This is a genomic window from Janthinobacterium lividum, assembly GCF_011601275.1.
Classification (GTDB): Bacteria; Pseudomonadota; Gammaproteobacteria; order Burkholderiales; family Burkholderiaceae_D; genus Janthinobacterium; species Janthinobacterium lividum_E.
In genome coordinates this window covers 131450-156525 of the sequence record NZ_JAAOLY010000001.1, presented here as the reverse complement: position 1 = coordinate 156525, position 25076 = coordinate 131450, and the positions used below count along the sequence as shown (strand labels likewise).

Below are 25076 nucleotides of genomic sequence, written 5' to 3'. Positions count from 1 at the left end.
AGTTTTCGGACATCACGACATGAAAGAACTCAAGGGCCTCAGCGCACTGATCATCGAGCCGCATCCGGGCATGCGCGCCAGCCTGCACAATATGCTCAACCTGTGCGGCCTGGCGAAGATCGACGACGCGGCCAGCTCGGGCCAGGCGATCCGCATGCTGGGCAGCAAATCGTATGATCTGATCCTGTGCGAATACGACCTCGACGGCGGGCAGGATGGCCAGCAGATGCTGGAAGACTTGCGCCACCACAAGTTGATGCACGCATCGACCATGTTCTTCATGGTCACGGGCGAAGGCAGCTTTGCCAAGGTGGTCAGCGCCGTCGAACTGTTGCCCACCGATTACATTCTCAAACCATTCACTGCTGACAACATGCTCGAGCGCATCGGCCGCGCGCTGGACAAGCGCAACGCCTTCGTGCCCGTGTATGAATTGATCGACGTGGGCAACGAGCGCGCGGCGATTGCCGCCTGCGCCGAGGGCGCCAGCCTGTATCCCCGCTACGCCACGGATTTCCTGCGCCTGCGCGCGGAACTGCATCTGCTGCTGGGCGAGGCAACCGACGCCGAACCGATCTACGCGGCCCTGTACGAGAGCAAGTCCATCGGCTGGGCGCGCCTGGGGCAGGCCAAGACGCAGTTCCTGCTGGGCGAATACGAAGCGGCGCAGGGCATGCTGGAAGGGCTGCTGGAAAACAACAAGCGTTTTCTCGACGCCTATGACTGGCTGGCGCGCACGCACCTGGCGCAGGGCAAGCCGGAACTGGCGCAGGCTGCCCTGAGCGAAGCGGTGGCGCTGTCGCCGCACGCCGTGCGCCGCTTGCGCCGCCTGGGCGAGGCGGCCCTGGCGGCCGACGATATCGACATGGCGGAAAAATCCCTCAAGCTGGTGGTCAGCAAGGCCAAGTATTCGGAATTCCGCGATCCGGAAGACCATGTGCGCCTCGTGCAGACCCTGGTGCGCAAGGGCGACCCGCTGCAGGCGGGCGCCGTGATCCGCGACCTCGACAAGTCGATGGGCGGGCAAAAGAATGCGGAACTGTGCAGCGCCCTGTGCAGCGCCATGCTGCATGCGCATACGGGCAACGAAGAGCGTTTGCAGCAATCGCTGGACGCAGCGCTGGCCGCCAACCGCCACAGCGTGGGCGGCTCGAACATGCTGAAAACGGAACTGGCGCGCCACTGCCTGGCGCATGGGCGCGAGGATGGCGCGGCCGAGGTGATGCGCGAAGTCATGCGCAACGCGCCCGACAGCGCCGCCATGACGCGCGCCATGGCCGTGTTCGAACAGGCGGGGCGCGAGGAATTGGCCAAGGCGCTGGCGCGGCAAAGCCGCCAGGAAGTGGCTGACATGGTGGCGGCCGGCGCGGCCCGGGCGGGAGAGGGAGATTTCCGCGGCGCCGTCGACCTGATGGGCGAAGCCGTCACGCGTCTGCCCGACAATCCGCAAGTGGTCTTCAATGCGGCCGTGGCCGTGCTGAAATGCCTGGAGCACGAGGGCTGGGATGAGCGCATGGGGCAGCAGGCGCTGACATTTATCGCCGGCGTGCGCCGTTTGGACCCGCGCAACCCCAAATTGCCCGTGCTGTCGGGCCTGCATCAGCAGTTGTTGCGTAAATATAAGCCCCTGGGCAACTCCTGGATGCATCCGCCTGACGCCAGGTAAACAGGAAAATGCGGGGCGAATGACGGAAAAATGCGGCTTGCGGGCAGGGGTGGTAAAAAAAATGCGAAAAAAGTCGACTTTTTCGCGCCAACCCTTGCACATTCTCAAATCGGGAGCTTATAATCACGCCCCGAAGCAGCCAACTTCTTCTTTATACGCAAATGCAGCAGTCAGGCATCAGTAAATAAGGTTGACAGTTGTGAGTAGATGCTTCATACTCTGCGGTTCCCGCGGAGGGGTGGCCGAGTGGTTAAAGGCGACAGACTGTAAATCTGTTCTCTATGAGTACGCTGGTTCGAATCCAGCCCCCTCCACCAAGTTTTTGCAAGGAAAACTGGGTAGTAGCAAAAAGCAAGTGAAGATAAAGTGAACGATACCTCGCGGGTGTAGCTCAATGGTAGAGCAGAAGCCTTCCAAGCTTACGACGAGGGTTCGATTCCCTTCACCCGCTCCAGTTTCCGTTCAGATGCTTGATGCATCGCATGCAACAAATTACAGCCCTTGTAGCTCAGTGGTAGAGCACTCCCTTGGTAAGGGAGAGGCCACGTGTTCGATCCACGTCAAGGGCACCAGAATTCGCAGCAGGCAGCACAGAAGCAATTCAAACCAGACCGTCGGGCGTGTGCCTGAGCAATCTAATCAAATCATTAGGAGTTCAAAATGGCAAAAGGTAAATTCGAACGGACCAAGCCGCACGTCAACGTCGGCACCATCGGCCACGTCGACCACGGTAAAACCACGCTGACCGCTGCAATCGCAACGGTTCTGTCGAAGAAATTCGGCGGCGAAGCTAAAGCATACGACCAGATCGATGCGGCACCAGAAGAAAAAGCGCGCGGTATCACGATCAACACCGCTCACGTCGAGTACGAAACGGAAACGCGTCACTACGCGCACGTTGACTGCCCAGGCCACGCCGATTACATCAAAAACATGATTACCGGTGCAGCCCAGATGGACGGCGCGATCCTGGTGTGCTCCGCAGCTGACGGCCCAATGCCACAGACCCGCGAACACATCCTGCTGGCCCGCCAAGTTGGCGTTCCATACATCATCGTGTTCCTGAACAAGTGCGACCTGGTCGACGACGCAGAGCTGCTGGAACTGGTTGAAATGGAAGTGCGCGAGCTGTTGTCGAAGTACGAATTCCCAGGCGACGACCTGCCAATCATCAAGGGTTCGGCACGTATGGCGCTGGAAGGCAAAGAAGGCGAAATGGGTGTTGACGCGGTTCTGCGTCTGGCCGATGCGCTGGATGCTTACATCCCAACGCCAGAGCGCGCTGTTGACGGTGCTTTCCTGATGCCAGTAGAAGACGTGTTCTCGATCTCGGGTCGCGGTACCGTTGTGACCGGTCGTATCGAGCGCGGCATTGTTAAAGTCGGCGAAGAGATCGAAATCGTCGGTATCACCGATACCGTCAAAACGACTTGCACCGGCGTGGAAATGTTCCGCAAACTGCTGGACCAAGGTCAAGCTGGCGACAACGTTGGTCTGCTGCTGCGCGGCACCAAGCGTGAAGACGTGCAACGTGGTCAAGTTCTGGCAAAGCCAGGCTCGATCAAGCCGCACGCCCACTTCACCGGCGAGATCTATGTTCTGTCGAAAGACGAAGGCGGCCGTCATACGCCATTCTTCAACAACTATCGTCCACAGTTCTACTTCCGTACGACGGACGTGACCGGTTCGATCGAGTTGCCAGCAGACAAAGAAATGGTCATGCCAGGCGATAACGTGTCGATCACCGTCAAGCTGATCAACCCGATCGCGATGGAAGAAGGTCTGCGCTTCGCTATCCGTGAAGGCGGCCGTACCGTCGGCGCCGGCGTGGTTGCAAAAATCCTCGCATAAGGAAATGTTATGCTTCCACCCGGGGCGTCCTGGGTGGTAGAATAGCACTCCTCGAAAGTTTTACGTAGGGACGTAGCTCAATTGGCAGAGCGTCGGTCTCCAAAACCGAAGGTTGGGGGTTCGATGCCCTCCGTCCCTGCCACCGTCAAGGTGCAGGGCACCGAAAGTAGAAAAATGTCAAATCAATCCGTGCAAACCGTTAGCACGTCGAGTGACAAGATAAAAGTCGCGCTGGCAATAGTAGCTGCGATTGCAGGAGTAGTCGGGTTTTATTACCTGGCAGGCCAACCAGCTCTGGTGCGTGCAAGCGCGCTTGTGGCTGGTTTGGTTATTGCTGTTGCGCTCTTGTATGTCTCGACGACCGGCCGTGAATTTCTCAATTTCGCCAAAGAAGCTGTGCGCGAAACCAAGAAAGTCGTTTGGCCTACCCGCAAAGAAGCCACGCAGATTACTGCGATCGTGTTTGCCTTTGTGCTGGTCATGGCGATTTTCCTGTGGGGTACGGATAAATTGCTCGAGTTTTTGTTGTATGACGTAATTCTTGGTTGGAAAAAATAATGAGCGAAAATGTGCATGATGAAGCGGCGGACGAGTCCGTTCCGGGCGACGCTCCGGTAGCGGACACTGGTGCAGCGCTGAGCGTGCCAGTAAGCAGCAAGCGCTGGTATGTCGTGCATGCTTATTCCGGCATGGAAAAAAGCGTCATGCGCGCACTGACCGAGCGCATCGAGCGCGCGGGCATGCAAGACCAGTTCGGCCAGATCCTGGTGCCGATCGAAGAAGTTGTTGAAGTTAAAAATGGTGTGAAGTCCGTCACCGAACGTCGTTTCTATCCTGGCTATGTGCTGGTTGAAATGGAAATGACGGACGAGAGCTGGCACTTGGTCAAGAACACCAGCAAGGTTACCGGTTTCATTGGTGGCAAGTCGAATAAGCCGACGCCGATCTCCGCGCGCGAAATCGACGGCATCATGAAGCAGATGCAGGAAGGTGTTGAAAAGCCCCGTCCAAAAACCTTGTACGAAGTGGGCGAGCAAGTCCGCATCAAGGATGGTCCGTTCACCGACTTCAACGGCAATGTCGAAGAAGTCAACTACGAGAAATCCAAAGTGCGCGTCTCGGTCACCATTTTCGGCCGCGCTACCCCGGTGGAACTCGAATTCGGCCAGGTCGAAAAAGTTTAAGTATTATCAAGCGCCACCAGGAGCGTCACGGCAGTCTCAGTGAAATCCGGTCAGAGGAGCCCCGCCAGGGTAGGATCGGCGGGGCGCTACTACTCAATCCAAGATAGGAGCCATCATGGCAAAGAAAATCATTGGTTTTATCAAGCTGCAAGTGCCAGCTGGTAAAGCAAACCCATCCCCACCAATCGGTCCAGCTCTGGGTCAACGTGGTCTGAACATCATGGAATTCTGCAAGGCCTTCAATGCACAGACCCAAGGTCTGGAGCCAGGCATGCCGATTCCAGTCGTGATCACCGCGTTCGCTGACAAGTCCTTCACCTTCGTGATGAAGACGCCTCCAGCAACCTACCTGATCAAAAAAGCTGCTGCGATCACCAAAGGTTCGCCGAAGCCACATACCGACAAAGTCGGTACGCTGACCCGCGCACAAGCTGAAGAAATCGCTAAATTGAAAACCCCTGATCTGACCGCTGCCGACATGGATGCTGCTGTACGCACCATCGCTGGTTCCGCTCGTTCGATTGGTATCACGGTGGAAGGTGTTGTATAATGGCTAAGTTATCCAAACGTATCAAGGCTTTGAAAGCCAAAGTCGACCGTACCAAAGTGTACGCTTTCGACAACGCTGTCGCTCTGATCAAAGAGTGTGCAACGGCCAAGTTCAATGAATCGATCGACGTATCGGTACAACTGGGTGTTGATCCTAAGAAATCCGACCAAGTGGTGCGCGGCTCCGTCGTGCTGCCAGCTGGTACCGGCAAAACCGTACGCGTTGCAGTATTCGCGTCGGGCGAAAAGGCGGAAGCTGCCAAAGCAGCTGGCGCCGACATCGTTGGTATGGAAGACCTGGCCGAGCAGATCAAAGCCGGCGACATGCCTTTCGACATCGTTATCGCTTCGCCAGATACCATGCGTATCGTTGGTACCCTGGGTCAGATCCTGGGCCCACGCGGCATGATGCCTAACCCGAAGGTTGGCACTGTTACTCCTGACGTTGCTACCGCCGTGAAAAACGCGAAAGCCGGTCAAGTTCAGTACCGTACCGACAAATCCGGTATCATCCACGCTACCATCGGCCGTAAATCGTTCGCTGACGCAGATCTGAAATCGAATCTGGTCGCACTGATCGACGCACTGAACAAAGCCAAGCCAGCATCGAGCAAAGGCGTGTACCTGCGCAAAGTTTCGCTGTCGTCGACCATGGGCGCTGGCGTCCGTGTTGACCAGGCTAGCCTGGCAGCTTAAGTAACAGAATCAAGTCCTGTAGCGCCTTCGGGCGCTGCGGGCGCATCTTTGGGCTGTCTGCCCGGTGTTCGCACCAGGCAGGCAGACAATCAAAGACCGTTGGGCCGACTGTGATCGCACATGCAGAAGGTTAATAGGCTTGCCGGCAACGGCAAGTGCCCAACGCAGATGGTGTACCCGAACAAGTTTTGTAGTCCTCATGCTGCGTGAATCCATCCGCTCAGTTTAGTACTTCTTGACTTCGGACGCCGTGTTCGAACCGATGCAAGGCGCTCAACCACTCGGTTGTGATTGCCGAACATCATTTAAGGAGGTTGACCGTGAGTCTCAATCTGAATGACAAAAAGGCCGTCGTCGCCGAAGTTTCCGCACAAGTAGCAAATGCGCAAACGATCGTCGTGGCCGAATATCGTGGCATCCAGGTTGGTCACTTGACGCAACTGCGTGCTAAAGCGCGTGCCCAAGGCGTGTACCTGCGTGTGTTGAAAAACACTCTGGCTCGTCGCTCCGTTGAAGGTACCGCATTCGCCAGCCTGGCAGATGCCATGACCGGCCCGTTGATCTACTCGATCTCGGCCGATGCCGTTGCAGCAGCTAAAGTCATCGCTGACTTCGCTAAAACCAACGACAAACTGGTCATCAAAGCAGGTAACTACGCAGGCAAGCCGCTGGATACAGCTGCTGTCACCGCGTTGGCGAGCATTCCTAGCCGTGAAGTCCTCATTTCGCAGTTGTTGGGCGTTATGCTGGCTCCGGTTTCGGGCTTTGCACGTGGTCTGGCTGCCCTGGCAGCGAAAAAAGGCGAAGGCGCCGAAGCTCCTGCAGAAGCAGCAGCAGAAGAAGCCCCAGCAGCCGCTTAATTGCGCGCGCTTTTTTCTCTCAGTACCAATCTGATGTAACTAACGTAATAAATTTAGGAGTTTCAAAATGGCAATTAGCAAAGACGATATCCTGGAAGCAGTTAGCGCCATGTCCGTAATGGACCTGAACGACCTGGTTAAAGCATTCGAAGAAAAATTCGGCGTGTCCGCAGCAGCAATGGCTTCGGCCGGTCCTGCAGCAGGCCCAGCAGCAGCTGCTGAAGAACAAACCGAATTCAACGTCATCCTTGACACCTTCGGCGCAAACAAAGTTGGCGTTATTAAAGCAGTTCGCGAAATCACCGGCCTGGGCTTGAAAGAAGCTAAAGACCTGGTCGATGGCGCACCAAAAACTGTGAAAGAAGCAGTGTCGAAAGCTGACGCTGAAGCAGCACAGAAGAAACTGGTAGAAGCCGGCGCAACCGCTTCGATCAAGTAATATCTGTACCGGCGGCAGTTAGCGCCCGAGTCAAAGTCTGAGGTTTCCCCTCGCAAGGGGGGAAATCCGACTTTGGCTCCTTTGTCGTCTGCATCGTATTTGTCATGTAGTTGTAGCAGCAGTTTTTATTCGATTCAAGCCGGAAAGCAGAGCCTTGAGGTTTCGTCTGTGTCACACGCAGCGGTGCAAACGAACACTTGCAAAACCTGAATTTTCTATCCTTTCTGTCACTCACGGAGTGTCCATGCACTACTCATTTACTGAGAAGAAACGCATTCGCAAATCATTCGCGAAGCGCGCCAACGTTCACCACGTTCCGTTCCTGCTGGCGACCCAGCTCGAGTCTTATCATAGCTTCTTGCAAGAGGACATAGCACCGTCCGGCCGCAAGAATGATGGCCTGCAGTCGGCTTTCACTTCGATTTTCCCTATCGTGTCGCACAATGGTTTTGCGCGTCTCGAATTCTTGTCGTACGTTCTGGGCGATCCTGCCTTTGACGTCAAAGAATGTCAACAACGTGGCCTGACGTTCGCGTCGCCGCTGCGCGCGAAAGTGCGTCTGGTGATCCTGGACAAGGAATCGCCAACCAAGCCCGTCGTCAAAGAGATGAAGGAACAGGAAGTCTACATGGGCGAATTGCCGCTCATGACGACCACCGGTTCGTTCGTGATCAACGGCACGGAGCGGGTTATCGTTTCCCAGCTGCACCGTTCGCCTGGCGTGTTCTTCGAGCATGACCGCGGCAAGACCCACTCGTCCGGTAAACTGCTGTTCTCCGCGCGTATCATTCCTTACCGCGGTTCGTGGCTGGACTTCGAGTTCGACCCGAAAGACATCCTGTTCTTCCGCGTCGACCGCCGCCGCAAGATGCCAGTAACGATCCTGCTCAAAGCCATCGGCATGTCGCATGAGCAAATCCTGGCCAATTTCTTTGTCTTCGACAATTTCAACCTGCGCTCCGAAGGCGCGGAAATGGAATTTGTTGCCGAACGTCTGCGCGGCGAAGTGGCGCGTTTCGACATCGTCGACAAGTCGGGCAAGACCCTGGTGCTGAAAGACAAGCGTATCAACGCGAAACACGTGCGTGATATCGAAGCTGCCGGCATCAAGCACATTTCCGTACCGGAAGACTACCTGCTGGGCCGCGTATTGGCGAAGAACATCGTCGATGGCGACACCGGTGAAGTCGTCGCTTCCGCGAACGATGAGCTGACCGAAGATCTGTTGGGCCGCTTGCGCGATGCCAACATTTCCGAAATCCAGACCTTGTACACGAACGACCTGGACCAGGGCGCCTACATCTCGCAAACCCTGCGTATCGACGATACCGCCGACCAGATGGCCGCGAAAGTGGCGATCTACCGCATGATGCGTCCAGGCGAACCGCCAACGGAAGACTCCGTTGAAGCGCTGTTCAATGGCCTGTTCTACAACTCGGACCGCTACGACCTGTCGGCCGTGGGCCGCATGAAGTTCAACCGCCGCATTGGCCGCGATGAACTGACCGGCGCCATGACCCTGTCGAACGAAGACGTGCTGGCCGTGATTAAGATCCTCGTGGAACTGCGCAATGGCCGTGGCGAAGTCGACGATATCGATCACCTGGGTAACCGTCGCGTACGTTGCGTGGGCGAACTGGCCGAGAATCAATTCCGCGCCGGCCTGGTGCGTGTTGAGCGCGCCGTCAAGGAACGCCTCGGCCAAGCCGAAGCGGACAACCTGATGCCGCACGACCTGATCAACTCGAAGCCGATTTCGGCCGCGATTCGCGAGTTCTTCGGTTCGTCCCAGCTGTCGCAGTTTATGGACCAAACCAATCCTCTGTCGGAAATTACCCACAAGCGCCGCGTATCGGCTCTGGGACCCGGCGGTCTGACACGCGAACGCGCCGGCTTTGAAGTGCGCGACGTGCATCCGACCCACTACGGCCGCGTCTGCCCGATCGAGACACCGGAAGGTCCGAACATTGGTCTGATCAACTCGCTGGCGTTGTATGCCCGCCTGAATGAATACGGCTTCCTGGAAACCCCGTACCGCAAGGTCGAAGGCTCCAAGATTACCGATCAGATCGACTACCTGTCCGCCATCGAAGAAGGCCGCTACATCATCGCTCAGGCGAATGCGACCATCAACGACGCCGGCATGCTGTCCGATGAACTGGTCTCGGCCCGTGAAGCTGGCGAAACCATCCTGGTCTCCCCGGAGCGCATCCAGTACATGGACGTTGCCCCAGGCCAGATCGTTTCCGTCGCTGCCTCGCTGATTCCGTTCCTCGAACACGATGATGCGAACCGTGCATTGATGGGCGCCAACATGCAACGCCAGGCTGTGCCTTGCTTGCGTCCGGAAAAAGCGCTGGTCGGTACGGGTATCGAACGCACCGTTGCGGTCGACTCGGGCACCACCGTGCAAGCGCTGCGTGGCGGTATCGTCGATTACATCGATGCGGGCCGTGTCGTGATTCGCGTCAACGATGACGAAGCGACCGCTGGTGAAGTGGGCGTCGACATCTACAACCTGATCAAGTACACCCGTTCGAACCAGAACACCAACATCAACCAGCGTCCTATCGTGCAAGTGGGCGACCGTGTTGCCAAGCGCGACGTGATCGCCGACGGCGCATCGACCGACCTGGGTGAATTGGCGCTGGGCCAGAACATGACCGTGGCCTTCATGCCATGGAATGGTCTGAACTTCGAAGATTCGATCCTGATCTCGGAAAACGTCGTCAAGGACGACCGCTACACTTCGATTCACATCGAAGAGTTGTCGGTGGTGGCCCGTGACACGAAACTGGGCGCGGAAGAAATTACGCGCGACATCTCGAACCTGGCTGAAAATCAGCTGGCACGTCTGGATGAGTCCGGTATCGTCTACATCGGCGCTGAAGTACAAGCCGGCGACACCCTGGTTGGTAAAGTGACGCCTAAAGGCGAAACCCAGCTGACCCCGGAAGAGAAGCTGCTGCGCGCGATTTTCGGCGAAAAAGCCTCGGACGTGAAAGATACGTCGCTGCGCGTGCCTTCGGGCATGATCGGTACCGTGATCGACGTACAAGTCTTCACCCGTGAAGGCATCGTGCGCGACAAGCGTGCCCAGCAAATTATCGATGACGAACTGAAACGCTTCCGTCTGGATTTGAACGACCAGATGCGTATCGTTGAAGGCGATGCCTTCCAGCGTCTGGAAAAAATGCTGATCGGCAAAGTTGTCAACGGCGGCCCTAAAAAGCTGGCCAAAGGCGCCAAGATCACCAAGGACTACCTGGCCGATCTGGATAAATACCACTGGTTCGACATCCGCCCTGCGGACGACGATGCAGCGGTAGCGCTCGAAGCGATCAAGGAATCGATCAACGAGAAGCGTCACCAGTTCGATCTGGCCTTCGAAGAGAAGCGCAAGAAACTGACGCAAGGCGATGAGCTGCAACCGGGCGTGCAAAAAATGGTCAAGGTATATCTGGCCGTGAAACGCCGCCTGCAGTCGGGCGACAAGATGGCAGGTCGCCACGGTAACAAGGGTGTGGTTTCCCGTATTGTTCCTGTGGAAGACATGCCATACATGGCCGACGGCACGCCAGCCGACGTTGTGCTGAACCCGCTGGGCGTTCCTTCGCGGATGAACGTTGGTCAGATTCTCGAGACTCACCTGGGCTGGGCTGCCAAGGGTCTGGGTATCCGCATCGGCGAAATGCTGAAGGCGCAAACCAAGGTCGAGCAAGTGCGCAAGTACCTGACGACGATCTACAACGACAACGGCCGTGCGGAAGATCTGAACGACTTCGACGACGAAGAGATCATGAAGCTGGCGGAAAACCTGAAAAAAGGTGTTCCATTCGCAACGCCAGTGTTCGACGGCGCCAATGAAGAAGAGATCCGCCGCATGCTGGACCTGGCGTATCCGGACGACATCGCCAAGAACCTGGGCATGACCGCTTCGAAAAACCAGGTGACCATGTATGACGGTCGCACCGGTGAAGCGTTCGAGCGCAAGGTCACTGTCGGCGTCATGCACATGCTGAAACTGCATCACTTGGTTGATGACAAGATGCATGCGCGTTCGACCGGTCCTTACTCGCTGGTGACGCAACAGCCACTGGGCGGTAAAGCCCAGTTCGGTGGTCAGCGTTTCGGTGAGATGGAAGTCTGGGCACTGGAAGCGTATGGCGCGTCGTATGTCTTGCAAGAGATGTTGACCGTCAAGTCCGATGACGTGAATGGCCGTACCAAAGTGTACGAGAACCTCGTCAAGGGCGACCACGTGATCGACGCCGGCATGCCGGAATCGTTCAACGTGCTGGTCAAGGAAATCCGTTCGCTGGGTATCGATATCGACCTCGAACGCAACTAAACGACAGGCTTATTGACCCAATAAGCGTCATTTGGTTTGGGAAACACAAAGCCCGGCTGGGAAACCACGCCGGGCAATGTAGTCTCAGGAATATAGAAATTTAATCACCTCTGGAGTGATACATGAAAGCACTGCTCGATCTATTCAAGCAAGTACAGACCAACGAGACCTTCGATGCAATCAAGATCGGTCTCGCTTCGCCTGAGAAAATCCGTTCGTGGTCCTACGGCGAAGTCAAGAAGCCGGAAACCATCAACTACCGTACCTTCAAGCCTGAGCGCGACGGCCTGTTCTGCGCCAAGATCTTTGGCCCGATCAAGGATTACGAATGCCTGTGCGGCAAGTACAAGCGCCTGAAACACCGCGGCGTGATCTGCGAAAAGTGCGGCGTCGAAGTCACCCTGGCCAAGGTGCGCCGCGAGCGCATGGGCCACATCGAGCTGGCCTCGCCGACCGCGCACATCTGGTTCCTGAAGTCGCTGCCGTCGCGTCTGGGCATGGTCCTGGACATGACCCTGCGGGACATCGAACGCGTGCTGTACTTTGAAGCATACGTCGTGACCGATCCAGGCATGACCCCGCTGAAGAAGTGCCAGATCATGTCGGAAGACGACTACGCCGCCAAGTACGAAGAGTACGGCGACGACTTCACCGCCTTCATGGGCGCCGAAGGTATCCGTGAACTGCTGCGCTCGATCGACATCCACCGCGATGCCGAAACCCTGCGCGTGGAACTGAAGGAATCGAAATCCGAAGCCAAGATCAAGAAATACGCGAAGCGCCTGAAAGTGCTGGAAGCGTTCCAACGTTCGGGCATCAAGCCTGACTGGATGATCATGGAAGTGCTGCCAGTGCTGCCGCCGGAACTGCGTCCGCTGGTACCGCTGGATGGCGGCCGTTTCGCGACCTCGGATCTGAACGATCTGTATCGCCGCGTCATCAACCGTAACAACCGTCTGAAACGCCTGATGGAGCTGCGCGCTCCAGAGATCATCACGCGCAACGAAAAGCGCATGCTGCAAGAAGCGGTCGATTCGCTGCTGGACAACGGCCGTCGCGGCAAAGCGATGACCGGCGCCAACAAGCGTCCGCTGAAATCGCTGGCAGAGATGATCAAGGGCAAGGGCGGCCGTTTCCGTCAAAACTTGCTGGGCAAACGCGTCGATTACTCCGGTCGTTCGGTCATCGTCGTGGGCCCGCAATTGAAACTGCATCAGTGCGGCTTGCCGAAACTGATGGCGCTGGAACTGTTCAAACCATTCATTTTCAATAAACTGGAACTGATGGGTCTGGCAACCACGATCAAGGCCGCCAAAAAGCTGGTCGAGATTCAAGAGCCGGTCGTGTGGGACATCCTGGAAGACGTGATCCGTGAACATCCGATCATGTTGAACCGCGCACCGACGTTGCACCGTCTGGGTATCCAGGCGTTCGAGCCAGTCCTGATTGAAGGCAAGGCCATCCAGCTGCACCCGCTCGTCTGCGCCGCATTCAACGCCGACTTTGACGGTGACCAAATGGCGGTCCACGTTCCTCTGTCGATCGAAGCGCAGATGGAAGCACGCACTTTGATGCTGGCATCGAACAACATCCTGTTCCCATCGAACGGCGAACCATCGATCGTTCCTTCCCAGGATATCGTGTTGGGTCTGTACTACGCGACCCGCGAAGCGATCAATGCGAAGAACGAAGGGATGATGTTCCCTGACGTGTCGGAAGTGATCCGCGCCTACGACAACAAGGAAGTCGAACTGACGACCCGCGTCACCGTGCGTATTACCGAATACCCGAAAAACGCCGAAACGGGCGAATTCGAGAAAACGGTAACGCGTTACGAAACGACGATCGGCCGTGCGATCCTGTCGGAAATTCTGCCTAAAGGCCTGCCGTTCTCCGTCTTGAACCGCGCGCTGAAAAAGAAAGAAATTTCCAAGCTGATCAACACGTCGTTCCGCAAGTGCGGCCTGCGCGCCACCGTGGTGTTCGCAGATAAACTGATGCAATCGGGTTTCCGCCTGGCGACACGCGCCGGTATCTCGATCTGCGTCGACGACATGCTGGTACCGCCTCAAAAAGTCACCCTGATCGCGACGGCCGAATCGGAAGTCAAGCAGATCGAACAGCAATACGCCTCGGGTCTCGTGACCGCCGGCGAGCGTTACAACAAGGTAGTCGATATCTGGGGCAAAACCTCGGATGAAGTCGGCAAGGCCATGATGGACCAGCTCAAAGTCGAAGACGTGATCCGCCGCGACGGCACCAAGTCGACGCAAGAATCGTTCAACGCCATTTACATGATGGCCGACTCCGGCGCGCGCGGTTCCGCAGCCCAGATTCGCCAGTTGGCCGGTATGCGTGGTCTGATGGCCAAACCGGATGGCTCGATTATCGAAACGCCGATTACCGCGAACTTCCGCGAAGGTCTGAACGTTTTGCAGTACTTCATTTCGACCCACGGCGCTCGTAAAGGTCTGGCCGATACGGCGCTGAAAACGGCTAACTCCGGTTACCTGACGCGTCGTCTGGTTGACGTGACGCAAGACTTGGTGGTGATCGAGGACGATTGCGGCACCATGAACGGCGCCGTCATGAAGGCACTGGTCGAAGGTGGTGAAGTCATCGAACCGTTGCGTGACCGTATCCTCGGCCGCGTGGTGGTGCATGACGTCGTCAATCCTGAAACCCAGGAAACGCTGTACGAAGCCGGCACCTTGATGGACGAAGACATGGTCGAAGAGATCGAGCGTCTGTCCATCGATGAAGTCAAGGTTCGCACGCCACTGACTTGCGACACGCGCTTCGGCCTGTGCGCCAAGTGCTATGGCCGCGACCTGGGCCGCGGCATGCTGGTCAACGCCGGCGAAGCCGTCGGTGTGGTGGCTGCGCAGTCGATTGGTGAGCCTGGTACCCAGCTGACCATGCGTACGTTCCACATTGGTGGTGCGGCTTCGCGTGCAGCAGTGGCATCGTCGGTGGAAGCCAAGTCGAACGGTACCATCCGCTTCACGGCAACCATGCGTTACGTGACGAACGGCAAGGGCGCGCAAATCGTCATTTCCCGTTCCGGCGAAGTGCTGATTACCGACGACCATGGCCGTGAGCGTGAGCGTCATAAAGTACCGTACGGTGCGACCCTGATCGTCAAGGACGGCATGGTCATCAAGGCCGGTACGGCCCTGGCAACGTGGGATCCGCTGACCCGTCCGATCATTACCGAATACGCCGGTCAGGTGCGTTTCGAGAACGTCGAAGAAGGCGTCACCGTTGCCCGTCAGGTCGACGAAGTGACCGGTCTGTCCACCCTGGTGGCGATCGATGCGAAACGTCGCGGTTCGTTGACGAAAACGTTGCGTCCGCAAGTCAAGCTGATCAACGACGCGAACGAAGAAGTCAAGATCGCCGGCACCGAACACTCGGTGGCGATCGGCTTCCAGGTCGGCGCGCTGATCATGGTCAAGGACGGTCAACAGGTATCGGTTGGTGAAGTGCTGGCACGTATCCCGACCGAATCGCAAAAAACACGCGATATTACCGGTGGTCTGCCACGCGTTGCGGAACTGTTCGAAGCGCGCTCGCCGAAAGATGCCGGTATGCTGGCGGAAGTCACGGGTACGGTTGCGTTCGGTAAAGAAACCAAGGGCAAGCAGCGTCTGGAAATCACGGACATGGACGGCAACAAGCATGAGTTCTTGATCACCAAGGACAAACAAGTGCTGGTGCATGACGGCCAAGTCGTGAACAAGGGCGAGATGATCGTGGACGGCCCGGCCGATCCGCAAGACATCCTGCGCCTGCTGGGTATCGAAGCGCTGGCACGTTACATCGTTGACGAAGTGCAAGACGTGTACCGTCTGCAAGGCGTGAAGATCAATGACAAGCACATCGAAGTGATCGTGCGTCAGATGCTGCGCCGTGTGCAGATCGTCAATGCCGGCGACACCAACTACATCGTTGGCGAGCAGGTAGAGCGTTCGGAACTGCTGGACGAGAACGATCGCATGGCCGTTGAGAACAAGATTCCAGCGACCTACGAAAACGTCTTGTTGGGTATTACCAAGGCATCGCTGTCGACCGATTCGTTCATCTCGGCGGCATCGTTCCAGGAAACCACCCGCGTGCTGACCGAAGCGGCGATCATGGGCAAGCGCGATGGTCTGCGCGGCCTGAAAGAGAACGTCATCGTCGGCCGCCTGATTCCTGGCGGTACGGGCCTGGCCTTCCACCGCGCACGCAAAGAGAAAGAAGCGTGGGAAGTGGAAGAGCGTCAAGCACTGCTGCTGGCCGAGAAAGCCTCGATGGCTGGCGAAGCTGCCGAAGCGCTGCAGGACATCGAAACCCAGCAACACCACGGCGACGAAGCGTAATCTACGCTGCTAGCTGACAAAAAACGGCACCTTCGGGTGCCGTTTTTTTATGGCCGTTACTGTTGCCTCCACCGCACATGCAAAGTGGAAAGAAGCATGGGAAGTGGAAGAGCATCAAGCCCCACTGCTGCTCGATAAAGCCACCCTCGCCGGTGAAACCGCCGAAGATTTGCTGGCCATCGAAACCCAGCAACACCACCGCGACGAAGCGTAATCTACGCTGCTAGCTGACAAGAACGGTACCTTCGGGTGCCGTTTTTTTATGCCTGAGCGCATTAACTAGTACACATATACAAATCAGATTGGAACGCGATAATCATGATGTTCCGTCTATATCCGGCAGTATCTCCACCATAGATGATCATTTATGCGATGTATTGATAAGGATGCGATTATCGGATATTGCCTATTCATGCCTGGTATTTTTATTGACAATCTGAGTAAATGAAGAGTAAACCAGGCATTGAAAATCCTGCTCAGTCATGCTGTTATTAATAGCTGAGATTAAAATCAAACCTATATGCCTATATTCATCCTGCTCGGTTTTTGAATAAATATGGCCGAGTTACTGTTGTGTCGTGCATGTTTGAATTGATGGGCTAGATCTGGTGATGCGTTGCGTCAGGCCGGCGGTCGCGATAGACCGGGATATCTGACCGGCTCGCCAGCGAAACTGAAGTGAGCGCTCACAAGGAATGTATCTGCAAACTGCCGGTCGCTGTGTCATCGCCATGCGTTGCGCATGGGCTCGCCCAGTTGCCGATGACGGCGCAACACTGCGTTGTTGTGGCGTCGCGCTCAATTGCCTTCGCCACGCCAGTTTCCAGTTCATTCATGCTAAGATTTGGCGCATGATTGCCCAAGCCCTGTTTACTCCGGCCCAGCAGAAACTGCTGGGTTTGCTCTTTGTTCGCGTGAATGAAGGTTTTCACTTGAACGAGATCATGCGCTTGACGGGACTGGGCAGCGCGTCGGCGCAGCGGGAACTGCGCCGGCTGCATGAGTCAGGGCTGATCACGTCGGAGCGGATCGGCAACGTGCGGCGTTTCTGGCCTAACAAGGAAAGCCTCGTGTATCCGGAGTTGAGCGGACTGGTGCAGAAAACCTTCGGCATCGTCGGCGTCCTCAGCATGACCTTGGCGCCCTTGCGTGCCCAGTTGCATCTGGCCTTCGTGTCGGGCGCCACGGCGAAGGGACAGGACATGCCTGGCAGCGCCATCGATTTGCTGCTGGTGGGCGAAGAAGCCAATTATGGCGATCTGTTGACGGGATTGGCCCCGGCCGAGCGAACCTTACGGCGTAAAATCAATCCCAACCTATATACGCTGGCCGATTATCGCCGGCGGCTGCGCGAAGGCCAGCCGTTTCTGCTGCAGGTATTACAGCAGCCGAAGCTGTTTGTCATCGGCGATGAATCGCTATTGCATGTGCTGGCATTACCTGATGCTTCATTACAAGCGAATGACATGCCATCTGTATTCTAAAGGCCGGGCCTGGCATTCAATTTCTGATGCTTGAAATTGTTGGCCAGAATAATATCTGAGGCGGATTGATCGTATGATGAACAAACTACAGGCTTTCGGTTTAATTGTTTCCCAGGCAGTGCGTGGAGAATTAACGTTTCCCACGAGTGTGAATTCCGCACTGCAATTGCAATTGGCCCTGGCTGAGCCGGACTGCCACATCGACCATGCGATCAAGCTGGTATTGGCCGAGCCCTTGCTGGCGGCGCGCACGGTCGCGCTGGCCAACTCGGCCGTGTACAGCCGCGGCGATGCCGCACCCGTGACCAGCGTGCGCGCCGCCGTGATGCGCATGGGTTACCGCAATCTGTACGCGCTGGTGGCGGCCATGGTGGTGCGCCAGTTCGGCAGCAAGATCATCGACCCCGTCCTGCGCCAGAAGGCGACCCAACTGTGGGAACACACGGCCCATGTGGCGGCACTGGCCCACGTGCTTGCCCGTCGCGTGACGCACGTCGATGCCGACACGGCGCTGTTCGCCGGCATCGTGCATGAGGTGGGCGGTTTTTACCTGTTGTCGCGCGCCGACGAATTCCCCGGTCTGCTCGACGACGATGCGGATCACTGGATGGAGTCGGCAGAAGAAATCATTTCCCGCGAAGTCATGAAGAAGCTCTTGATCCCGCTGGCCGTGAGCGAAGCCATCGAAGGCTTGCGCGATGGCTTGCTGTCCATCCCGCCCGACTCCCTGCTCGACACCTTGTTATTGGCCAAGCAACTGTCGCCCGTGCAGTCGCCCTTGCAGGTGACGTACGTGGAAATGCTCACGCCTTCCGATTCCGTCATCGATTTCATTATCGACAACGACACCCTGCAAAGCATCCTGGCCGAATCGGCCGAGGAAGTGCGCTCGATGAGCGCCGCGCTGCTCGTCTGAAATACGCACTGCTCATCTGATCCGGCCACGTTGCCTGCCAGCGCAGGTCAAGGGCCGGGATGCAATACCACCTTGATGCATTGCTCCTGTTTCTTCTGGAAGATCTCGTAGCCGTGCGGAGCTTCGTCCAGGGTCAAGTGGTGGGAAATGATGGCGCCGGGATCGAGCTCGCCCCGTTGTATCCGTTCCAACAGCGGCTGCATGTAGCGCTGCACGTGTGTCTGCCCCGTCTTGATGGTCAAGGAACGGTTCATGATGGAGCCAAACGGGATCTTGTCGCTGAAGCCGCCATACACCCCTGGCACCGAGACGACGCCGCCGTTGCGGCACGCCATCAACGCTTCGCGCAGGGCCGTGGGACGATCCGATTCCAGTTTCATCGTCTGCTTGAGGCGGTCATAGATATAGCTGATGCCGGAACCGTGCGCTTCCATGCCGACGGCATCGATGCAGGCATCGGGTCCCCGTCCTCCCGTCATTTCCCGCAGGGCGTCGGGCACGTCCACGGCATCGAAATGCAGGGTTTCCGCACCGGACAGTTCGCGCGCCATGCGCAGGCGTTCCGGGTAGTGGTCGATGGCGATGACGCGCTCGGCGCCGAGCAGGAAGGCGCTCTGGATGGCGAACTGCCCCACGGGGCCGCAACCCCATACGGCCACCACCTGACCCGGCGCGATGCCGCAGGCTTCGGCCGCCATGTAGCCGGTCGGCAGTATGTCCGAGAGAAACAGTACCTGTTCATCCTTGAGCTCGTCCGGCACCTTGATGGGGCCGACGTCGGCAAACGGCACGCGCACATATTCGGCCTGGCCGCCCGCATAGCCGCCCGTCAGGTGGGAATAGCCAAAGATGCCCGCGCCCGAATGACCCCACATCTTTTCCGCCATGTAGGCGTTCGGATTGGAATTCTCGCACACCGAGTACAGCTGTTGTTCGCAAAAGAAGCAGCGCCCGCAGGCAATGGGAAACGGCACCACCACCCGATCTCCCACCTTGAGCTTGCGTACCGCGGAGCCCGTTTCCACCACTTCGCCCATGAACTCATGGCCGAGGATATCGCCTTGCTCCATGGTGGGCACGACGCCATTGTAGAGGTGCAGGTCGGAGCCGCAGATGGCCGTGGAACTGACTTTGATGATGGCGTCGCCGGGATTGAGGATGGCGGGATCGGGCACGTGTTCGATCCGTACGTCGCGCTTGCCGTGCCAGCAATTGGCTTTCATGACACACCTCCATTCGTTTGCGTACCTGCAGCATTTGCCTTGTTGCCAGCCTTGCTCAGTAGCCGTGCCTTGAAGCTGCGCTTGCCCGATGGCTGGCCCTCGGTGGTGCTGACCTCGCCAGTTTCCATCCACTGCTTGAAGCGGCGCAGGGTGGTCTCGATCTGGTAGGCGGGCGCCTGGCTGAACAGGCCGGCTACGGCCGCGCCCACCTTGCCTACCGGCGCCTGCATGTGCAGTTGCATGGTCACCACGGTGCCTTGCCCGTCCGGTGCGGGCGACAGTTCCAGCGCGCCCGTTTCCGCATGGTTTTCCGCCGCGCGCCAGCGCATGCCCTGGCCTGGACGCTCGTCTGTCAGTTCGCCTATCCACTCGCCTTCGACACTGTGCCAGCGCGAGCGGCGCGCATCGATCACCTGTACCGACTGCAGGCCCGGCATGAAGCGGGGCAGGTTTTCCAGGTCGCGCCAGGCGTGGTAGCAATCGTCGGCGGAACGGTTGACGATGACGCTCTTTTGCAGCGCCAGCCCCTCTTCGCCGGGTGCGGGCAATTCGCTCAGCTTGCGCGGCGCCAGTTGTGCGCTGGCGATATAGTCGATGGCCGTCACGCCTGCCACCACGGCTGCCGTCGCCGCCAGGCGTGTGCGCGCATGGCGCCGGCTGGCCATGGCCACGCCCAGCAGAGACAGATCCATGGCGTCGCCGGCGATGCGCGACCAGCGCCATGCCGGCCTGCTTTCTCCGCGCAGCAAGGCCACGCCGCAGGCCATTTCGCGCAGGCCGATGGCGCGTATCCATAAAGATGAGACGCCACGCAAGCCGCTGGCCCGCGCCAGCCCGCGCGGCGCCACCAGCTGGGCCAGGCCCAGGCCGATGCTGAGCCAGCCAAGTGCCGCGATCAGGGCATGGTTGCCGCGCGGGGTATCGTCGGGAATGTGCCGCTGTGGCCGTGTATCGGACTGACCGCGCGCGCTCGTGTAGTGAAGAATGGCGTCGTGCCCATTCCCGGACGAGCCGGATGTTTCCGCTGGTATCTCTGACTGCTGCCGCCATGTTGGCGGACGCGCCGTGGCGCCATCGCTGATGTCTTCGTTTGGCATGCTGCCTCCCTTCTGTGTATGGGAATTAGGCAGCATGATCTGGTACGCGTTCCGGCAGGCGTGCGCGCGATGCGCTGTTTTGTGAAGATATCTGCGCCAGATCAAATATCGGCACGAAAAAAAACGGCAGCCCCGCTTGGCGCTGCCGTTCTCACAGGAGTGGGCTAGTTTACTTCTGCTGCGCGATCCACCGGTCGACCTTGGCTTCCAGCAGTTTCAGGGGCAGGGTGCCGTCGCCGAGTACCACTTCGTGGAACTTCGGCAGGCTGAACTTGTCGCCCAAGGCTTGCTGCGCGCGCTGGCGCAGTTCGACGATCTTCAGGGAACCGATCTTGTAGCCCAGCGCCTGGCCCGGCCAGGCCATGTAGCGTTCCGTCTCGCTTTTCGCCACGGCGTCATAGCCGAGCGTGTCGCGCATATACTTGATCGTCTGCTCGCGCGTCCAGCCCTTGGTGTGCAATCCCGTGTCGACCACCAGGCGCACGGCGCGCAGCATCTCGTCGTTCAAATGGCCGAAATACTGGGCCGGATCCTCGAACAGCCCCATTTCCTTGCCCAGGGTTTCCGCATACATGGCCCAGCCTTCCGTGAAGGCATTATTGCCGCCGAAGCGGCGGAAGTTCGGCAAGTCCATCTCTTGCACCAGCGCCAGGTGGAAATGGTGGCCAGGTTTACCTTCGTGCAGGAACAGGGTGGTCATGCCCGTGTCGCCATACAGTTTCGGATCGGTGACGACGGACCAGAACACGCCCGGGCGCGAACCGTCGGCGGCCGGCGCCGTGTAGTGGTCGGCGGCCGTGTCGCGGCTCAGTTCAGGTTCCAGACGCAAGTCCAGCGGCGCTTTCGGCACCAGGGTGAACAGGGCGGGCAATTTGCTGTCGAGCAGCACGTTCAGCTTGCGGTAGACGTCGAGCACTTCCTGTTCCGTCTTGAACGGGCGGTATTTCGCCTGTTCCGACACCCACACGGGCAAGCCGGCGGCCGGGCCGTTGTAGCCCATCTTCGGGCCGACGATCGCGTATTGTTCCTGGATGCGCGCCACTTCCTTCAAGCCAATGGCGTGGATCTGCTCCGGTTTCAAATCCGTGGTGGTGCTGCTGGCCACGCGCGCCTGATACCAGGCCGCGCCATCGGGCAGGGCGCTCCAGCCGCTGCTCGCGCGGCCGGCCGGCAGGTAATCGCGTTCCATGAAGGTGGACAGGCGCTGCAGCGCGGGCATCAGCTTGGCTTCGATGATGACGGTATAGGTTTGCGTCAGGCGCGCCTTGTCCGCGTCGGAAAAGCTGGCCGGCAAGTTCTTGATGGGCGTGTAATAGACGCTGTCCTGCGGCGTGGCGCTGACGAGCTTCTTGAATTGCGGCAGGGCCGATTCCGTCAGCGCCTTCGGCAGCACGATGCCCTTTTGCATGCCGACCTTCATGTTGGCGATGGCCTGGTCTATCCAGCCCGGCAACTGGCCGATACGGCTCAGGTAAGCGTCATACTCCTTGACCGTGGTCAAAGGCTGCGATGCCTCGCCGCCCGCATAATTGGCGAGGGTGACGGGCATGCTGTCCATCTGGTTCAATGGCAGCAGGTATTCCGGGAAGCGCTCGAAGCTCAGGGCCGTGGCCAGTTCATAGTCGAGAATGTCATAGTTGATCTGGTCCTGGTGCGACAGCTGCGCGCGGGCAATGCTGCGCAGGGTCTTCTGGTACTGGCGGTACAGTGCGAACTGTTTTGCGCGCGCTGCGGGCACGATGGCTGAGCCGAGCTGGTCGTCAAAACGGTTGTCGCCGCTTTCGGTGGCATTGATCGGCTCGAAACGGGCCTGTGCATCGTAATATGTGTCGGCCAGCACTTGTAGCTGTTGCTTTGCTTTTGGCGCGCTGACGGCGGGCGGGACGGCTGTTTTGGCAGCGGGCTGGGCCGCTTGCGCCATGGGCGCGTAGGCGAGCAACAGAGAGATGGCCAGGGTGCCGAGGGTGCCGGCGGCAAAACGATGCTTCATGCGCGATGTCCTTTGTAAGGAGGGTATGAACGGAGGCGTTGTGGGTCGGGGTGGCCGGTCGCGATCGAGCAGCCGGGGCGTAAGCATACGCCATTGCACAGTACGTTTGGATAAATTGTACGAGGGGAATGTTGCTATTTTGCCGTAGGCGGCAGGGCCGCTTTCATGGCTTGCCAGTGGCTGCTGGTCAGGGGAAGACAGGCAGGGCACGGCGTGGCGGCGATCAGGCTGCGAATTTGCTGCGCGCGCGCCGCCGTTTGCGGGTGCGAGGAAATCCAGCCTGGCATCTTGGCCTTGTCCTTGTCATCGAGCTTCTGGAAAAAGCTGAGCATGCCATCAGGGCGGATATGTGCGCGCTGCAAGGTGAGCAAGCCGAGGCGGTCCGCCTCTTCTTCCATGTCGCGGCTGAAATACAGGGTGCCGGCCTGGTGCGCCAGCATGGCGGCCACGGCGCTGATGTCGCCGATGGTCACGCCCACGAGGGCGCCCCAGCCCAGGCTGCTGATCATTTGCCGCAGCGAATGACGCTGTTCCACGTGCTGCACTTCATGCGCGAGCACGCCGGCCAGTTCGTCCGGGTCGGCGGCCTGGCGCAGCAAGCCCGTATGCACGACGATGATGCCGCCGGGCATGGCAAACGCGTTGACCGTGTCGTCGTTCTTGATCAGCCAGCGGTACTGGTAGCGCGAGCCAGCCGTCAGCTTGCGGCCGATCTCCTGCACCGTCTGCTGCGTCACGCCGCTTTCGCTGATGCCGCCTTGCGCGCGCACTTGCGACAGGGCCAGTTCGCCCAGCTGTTTTTCCGTCGACAAAGGGATTAATCCTGCCAGCGCGCCGATGGCATGGCCGCCTTGCCACCACAGCAGGGCGGTCGCGACGACGGCCGCGCCCGTCAAACCGGCCAGCCAGCCCGACACTTGCCGCCGATTGCGCTGGCGTTCGCCCCACAGGTGCTGCAGTTGCGGCTGCAGCGCGGCTGGCGCTTCGCGCAAGACGATGGCGATGTCGCTAGCCGTCAGCGGCTTGAGCGACGCTTGCCGTCCTTGCGCGTCGAGCCAGTTCAGGAACAGTTCCGGGCCGTCGACGCCGCCCACGCTGACGACCAGCTGTGCCACGTCGACACCATGGCCGGGCGCGTCGATGGCCAGCTGGCTGCCGAAAAAATGCGCGCTGACGGCCGTGCCGGCGGAGCCGCCATCGGGACCCGTCAGCAGTGCCTGGAACGGCGTCATGCGGCCGCCTCGGCAAAGCGGCTTTCGTACAGGGCCGCCATCAGGTCGGACTGGCTGATGATGCCGGCCAGGCGCTCTTCGTCGTCGAGGATGGGAATATGGTGATAGCCGGCGTCGGCCATCAGGGGAACCAGATCAATGATGGGCGTGCCCAGGCGGGCCGTGTGCGGCGACGGCGTCATCAGCTGGCCCACCACTTCCGGCTTGTCGCTGTGGGACAGGCCGCTGCGTTGCAGCAAGCTGCGCAGGCGCTGGCGCATGCCCTGGTAATCGTCGAGGCCGCCATGGCGCAGGAAGTCCGTCTGCGTGATGATGCCGACGACGCGGCGCGCCCGGTTCAGCACGGGCAGCGCGCCTACCTGATGCTCGCGCATGGTGCGCCAGGCAACATCGAGCGGCGTGCCGAATTCCACGCTGAGTACGTCTTTCGACATGATGTCGGCGCAGGTGACGACGCCGAAGCGGCGCTGGTAGGCGCGCATTTCCGTTTGCAGGAAGATCGCTTGCAAATCGTCGCGGCTGATGTCGAGTACTTCGCTGTGCTGGCGCAGGACGGCATCGAGGTCATCGGGCGAAAAGCCCAGGCGGTTGCTGGGCACGTCATCCTTGGTATCGTGCGGATGCGGCGCGACCAGTTGCTGGATGTGCGGGTAGCGGCGTCCCGTCAGGTTGTTGTACAGCACGGCGCAGGCGACCAGCACGGCGGAATTGAACAGCACGGTGATGAAGACGAATTCAAAGCCGGCCGCATGCACGCTGGCGCCGCCGACGACCGTGGTGAGCGCCACGGCGCCGCCCGGCGGATGCAAACAGCGCAGGGCAAACATGGCGCCGATGGCCAGGCAGGCGGCCAGCGCCGCCACGCCCACGCTGGGCCCCATCCATTTGACGCAGGCCATGCCGACTAGGCCGGACACCACATTGCCGCCCACCACGGACCACGGTTGCGCCAGCGGGCTGGCCGGCAGGCAAAACAGCAACACGGCCGAGGCGCCCATGGGCGCGATCAGGTAGACGCTGGCGCTATCTGGAGCCAGCAGGAAATGGCAGATCAGGCCCGTCAGCAGCAAGCCGCAGATGGCGCCCGCGCAGGCGCGCAATTGTTCGCGGCGGCTGCCGTTGTTCGGTTGCGGCAGCCAGCGTGCCAGGAAAGAAGTCGTCATGGGGAGGGCGC

Annotated in this window: 18 protein-coding genes and 4 tRNA genes; 17 read left to right on the top strand and 5 right to left on the bottom strand. The window is 58.9% G+C overall.

Annotation, left to right across the window (positions count from 1 at the left end; genetic code table 11):
- The first annotated feature begins 19 nt into the window (after positions 1 to 19).
- From GYK42_RS00720 to GYK42_RS00640, 17 genes are all read left to right on the top strand, one after another.
- On the top strand, positions 20 to 1666 hold the full coding sequence (locus GYK42_RS00720) for a tetratricopeptide repeat-containing response regulator (protein ID WP_166445948.1): 1647 nt from the start codon (positions 20 to 22) through the stop codon (positions 1664 to 1666).
- A gap of 232 nt (positions 1667 to 1898) precedes the next feature.
- Positions 1899 to 1983 (top strand) — tRNA-Tyr (locus GYK42_RS00715).
- A gap of 63 nt (positions 1984 to 2046) precedes the next feature.
- Positions 2047 to 2120, top strand: a tRNA-Gly gene (locus GYK42_RS00710).
- Positions 2121 to 2163: 43 nt separating this feature from the next.
- Positions 2164 to 2238 (top strand) — tRNA-Thr (locus tag GYK42_RS00705).
- 88 nt (positions 2239 to 2326) lie between these two features.
- Positions 2327 to 3517, top strand: a complete 1191-nt coding sequence (tuf, locus tag GYK42_RS00700; RefSeq protein ID WP_034753125.1) for an elongation factor Tu — start codon at positions 2327 to 2329, stop codon at positions 3515 to 3517.
- 66 nt (positions 3518 to 3583) lie between these two features.
- Positions 3584 to 3659, top strand: a tRNA-Trp gene (locus GYK42_RS00695).
- A 32-nt stretch (positions 3660 to 3691) separates the two neighbouring features.
- A complete protein-coding gene (gene secE, locus GYK42_RS00690) occupies positions 3692 to 4075 on the top strand; it encodes a preprotein translocase subunit SecE (protein WP_010394308.1) in 384 nt (127 codons plus the stop codon).
- Complete coding sequence (gene nusG / locus GYK42_RS00685; RefSeq protein WP_034753130.1) at positions 4075 to 4701, top strand: transcription termination/antitermination protein NusG; 627 nt, start codon at positions 4075 to 4077, stop codon at positions 4699 to 4701. Before secE ends, nusG begins: the two co-directional genes overlap by 1 nt.
- 115 nt (positions 4702 to 4816) lie before the next feature.
- A complete protein-coding gene (gene rplK / locus GYK42_RS00680; RefSeq protein ID WP_034753131.1) occupies positions 4817 to 5251 on the top strand; it encodes a 50S ribosomal protein L11 in 435 nt (144 codons plus the stop codon).
- Positions 5251 to 5946 carry a 50S ribosomal protein L1 gene (rplA, locus tag GYK42_RS00675; RefSeq protein WP_034753134.1) on the top strand — a complete coding sequence of 232 codons (696 nt, stop codon included), beginning with the start codon at positions 5251 to 5253 and terminating at the stop codon, positions 5944 to 5946. The genes rplK and rplA overlap by 1 nt, the downstream gene beginning before the upstream one ends.
- A 320-nt stretch (positions 5947 to 6266) precedes the next feature.
- Complete coding sequence (rplJ, locus tag GYK42_RS00670; RefSeq protein ID WP_034753621.1) at positions 6267 to 6806, top strand: 50S ribosomal protein L10; 540 nt, start codon at positions 6267 to 6269, stop codon at positions 6804 to 6806.
- 67 nt (positions 6807 to 6873) lie between these two features.
- Entirely contained in the window at positions 6874 to 7245 is a 372-nt protein-coding gene (gene rplL, locus GYK42_RS00665) for a 50S ribosomal protein L7/L12 (protein ID WP_034753136.1), read from the top strand.
- Positions 7246 to 7489: 244 nt separating this feature from the next.
- A complete protein-coding gene (gene rpoB, locus GYK42_RS00660; protein ID WP_034753137.1) occupies positions 7490 to 11596 on the top strand; it encodes a DNA-directed RNA polymerase subunit beta in 4107 nt (1368 codons plus the stop codon).
- A 122-nt stretch (positions 11597 to 11718) separates the two neighbouring features.
- Entirely contained in the window at positions 11719 to 15960 is a 4242-nt protein-coding gene (gene rpoC / locus GYK42_RS00655; RefSeq protein ID WP_034753138.1) for a DNA-directed RNA polymerase subunit beta', read from the top strand.
- Positions 15961 to 16009: 49 nt separating this feature from the next.
- Positions 16010 to 16174, top strand: coding sequence for a hypothetical protein (locus GYK42_RS00650; RefSeq protein ID WP_166445947.1), 165 nt, complete (start codon positions 16010 to 16012; stop codon positions 16172 to 16174).
- Between the two features lie 481 nt (positions 16175 to 16655).
- On the top strand, positions 16656 to 17444 hold the full coding sequence (locus GYK42_RS00645; protein WP_240943356.1) for an ArsR family transcriptional regulator: 789 nt from the start codon (positions 16656 to 16658) through the stop codon (positions 17442 to 17444).
- Positions 17445 to 17520: 76 nt separating this feature from the next.
- Positions 17521 to 18360 (top strand): HDOD domain-containing protein, encoded by an 840-nt coding sequence (locus GYK42_RS00640; RefSeq protein WP_166446228.1) that lies wholly within the window; start codon positions 17521 to 17523, stop codon positions 18358 to 18360.
- A gap of 47 nt (positions 18361 to 18407) precedes the next feature.
- On the opposite strand, the gene GYK42_RS00635 is transcribed toward GYK42_RS00640, so the two are convergent.
- The 5 genes from GYK42_RS00635 to GYK42_RS00615 form a co-directional block, all read right to left on the bottom strand.
- Entirely contained in the window at positions 18408 to 19583 is a 1176-nt protein-coding gene (locus GYK42_RS00635; protein WP_166445946.1) for a zinc-dependent alcohol dehydrogenase, read from the bottom strand.
- Positions 19580 to 20680, bottom strand: coding sequence for an SRPBCC family protein (locus tag GYK42_RS00630; RefSeq protein WP_166445945.1), 1101 nt, complete (start codon positions 20678 to 20680; stop codon positions 19580 to 19582). The genes GYK42_RS00635 and GYK42_RS00630 overlap by 4 nt, the downstream gene beginning before the upstream one ends.
- 169 nt (positions 20681 to 20849) lie before the next feature.
- A complete protein-coding gene (locus GYK42_RS00625) occupies positions 20850 to 22670 on the bottom strand; it encodes a DUF885 domain-containing protein (RefSeq protein ID WP_166445944.1) in 1821 nt (606 codons plus the stop codon).
- 134 nt (positions 22671 to 22804) lie between these two features.
- The gene (locus GYK42_RS00620; protein ID WP_166445943.1) at positions 22805 to 23902 is read right to left on the bottom strand and encodes a M48 family metallopeptidase; all 1098 of its coding nucleotides are present in this window, start codon (positions 23900 to 23902) and stop codon (positions 22805 to 22807) included.
- On the bottom strand, positions 23899 to 25065 hold the full coding sequence (locus tag GYK42_RS00615; RefSeq protein ID WP_166445942.1) for an HPP family protein: 1167 nt from the start codon (positions 25063 to 25065) through the stop codon (positions 23899 to 23901). The genes GYK42_RS00620 and GYK42_RS00615 overlap by 4 nt, the downstream gene beginning before the upstream one ends.
- Positions 25066 to 25076 lie beyond the last annotated feature (11 nt).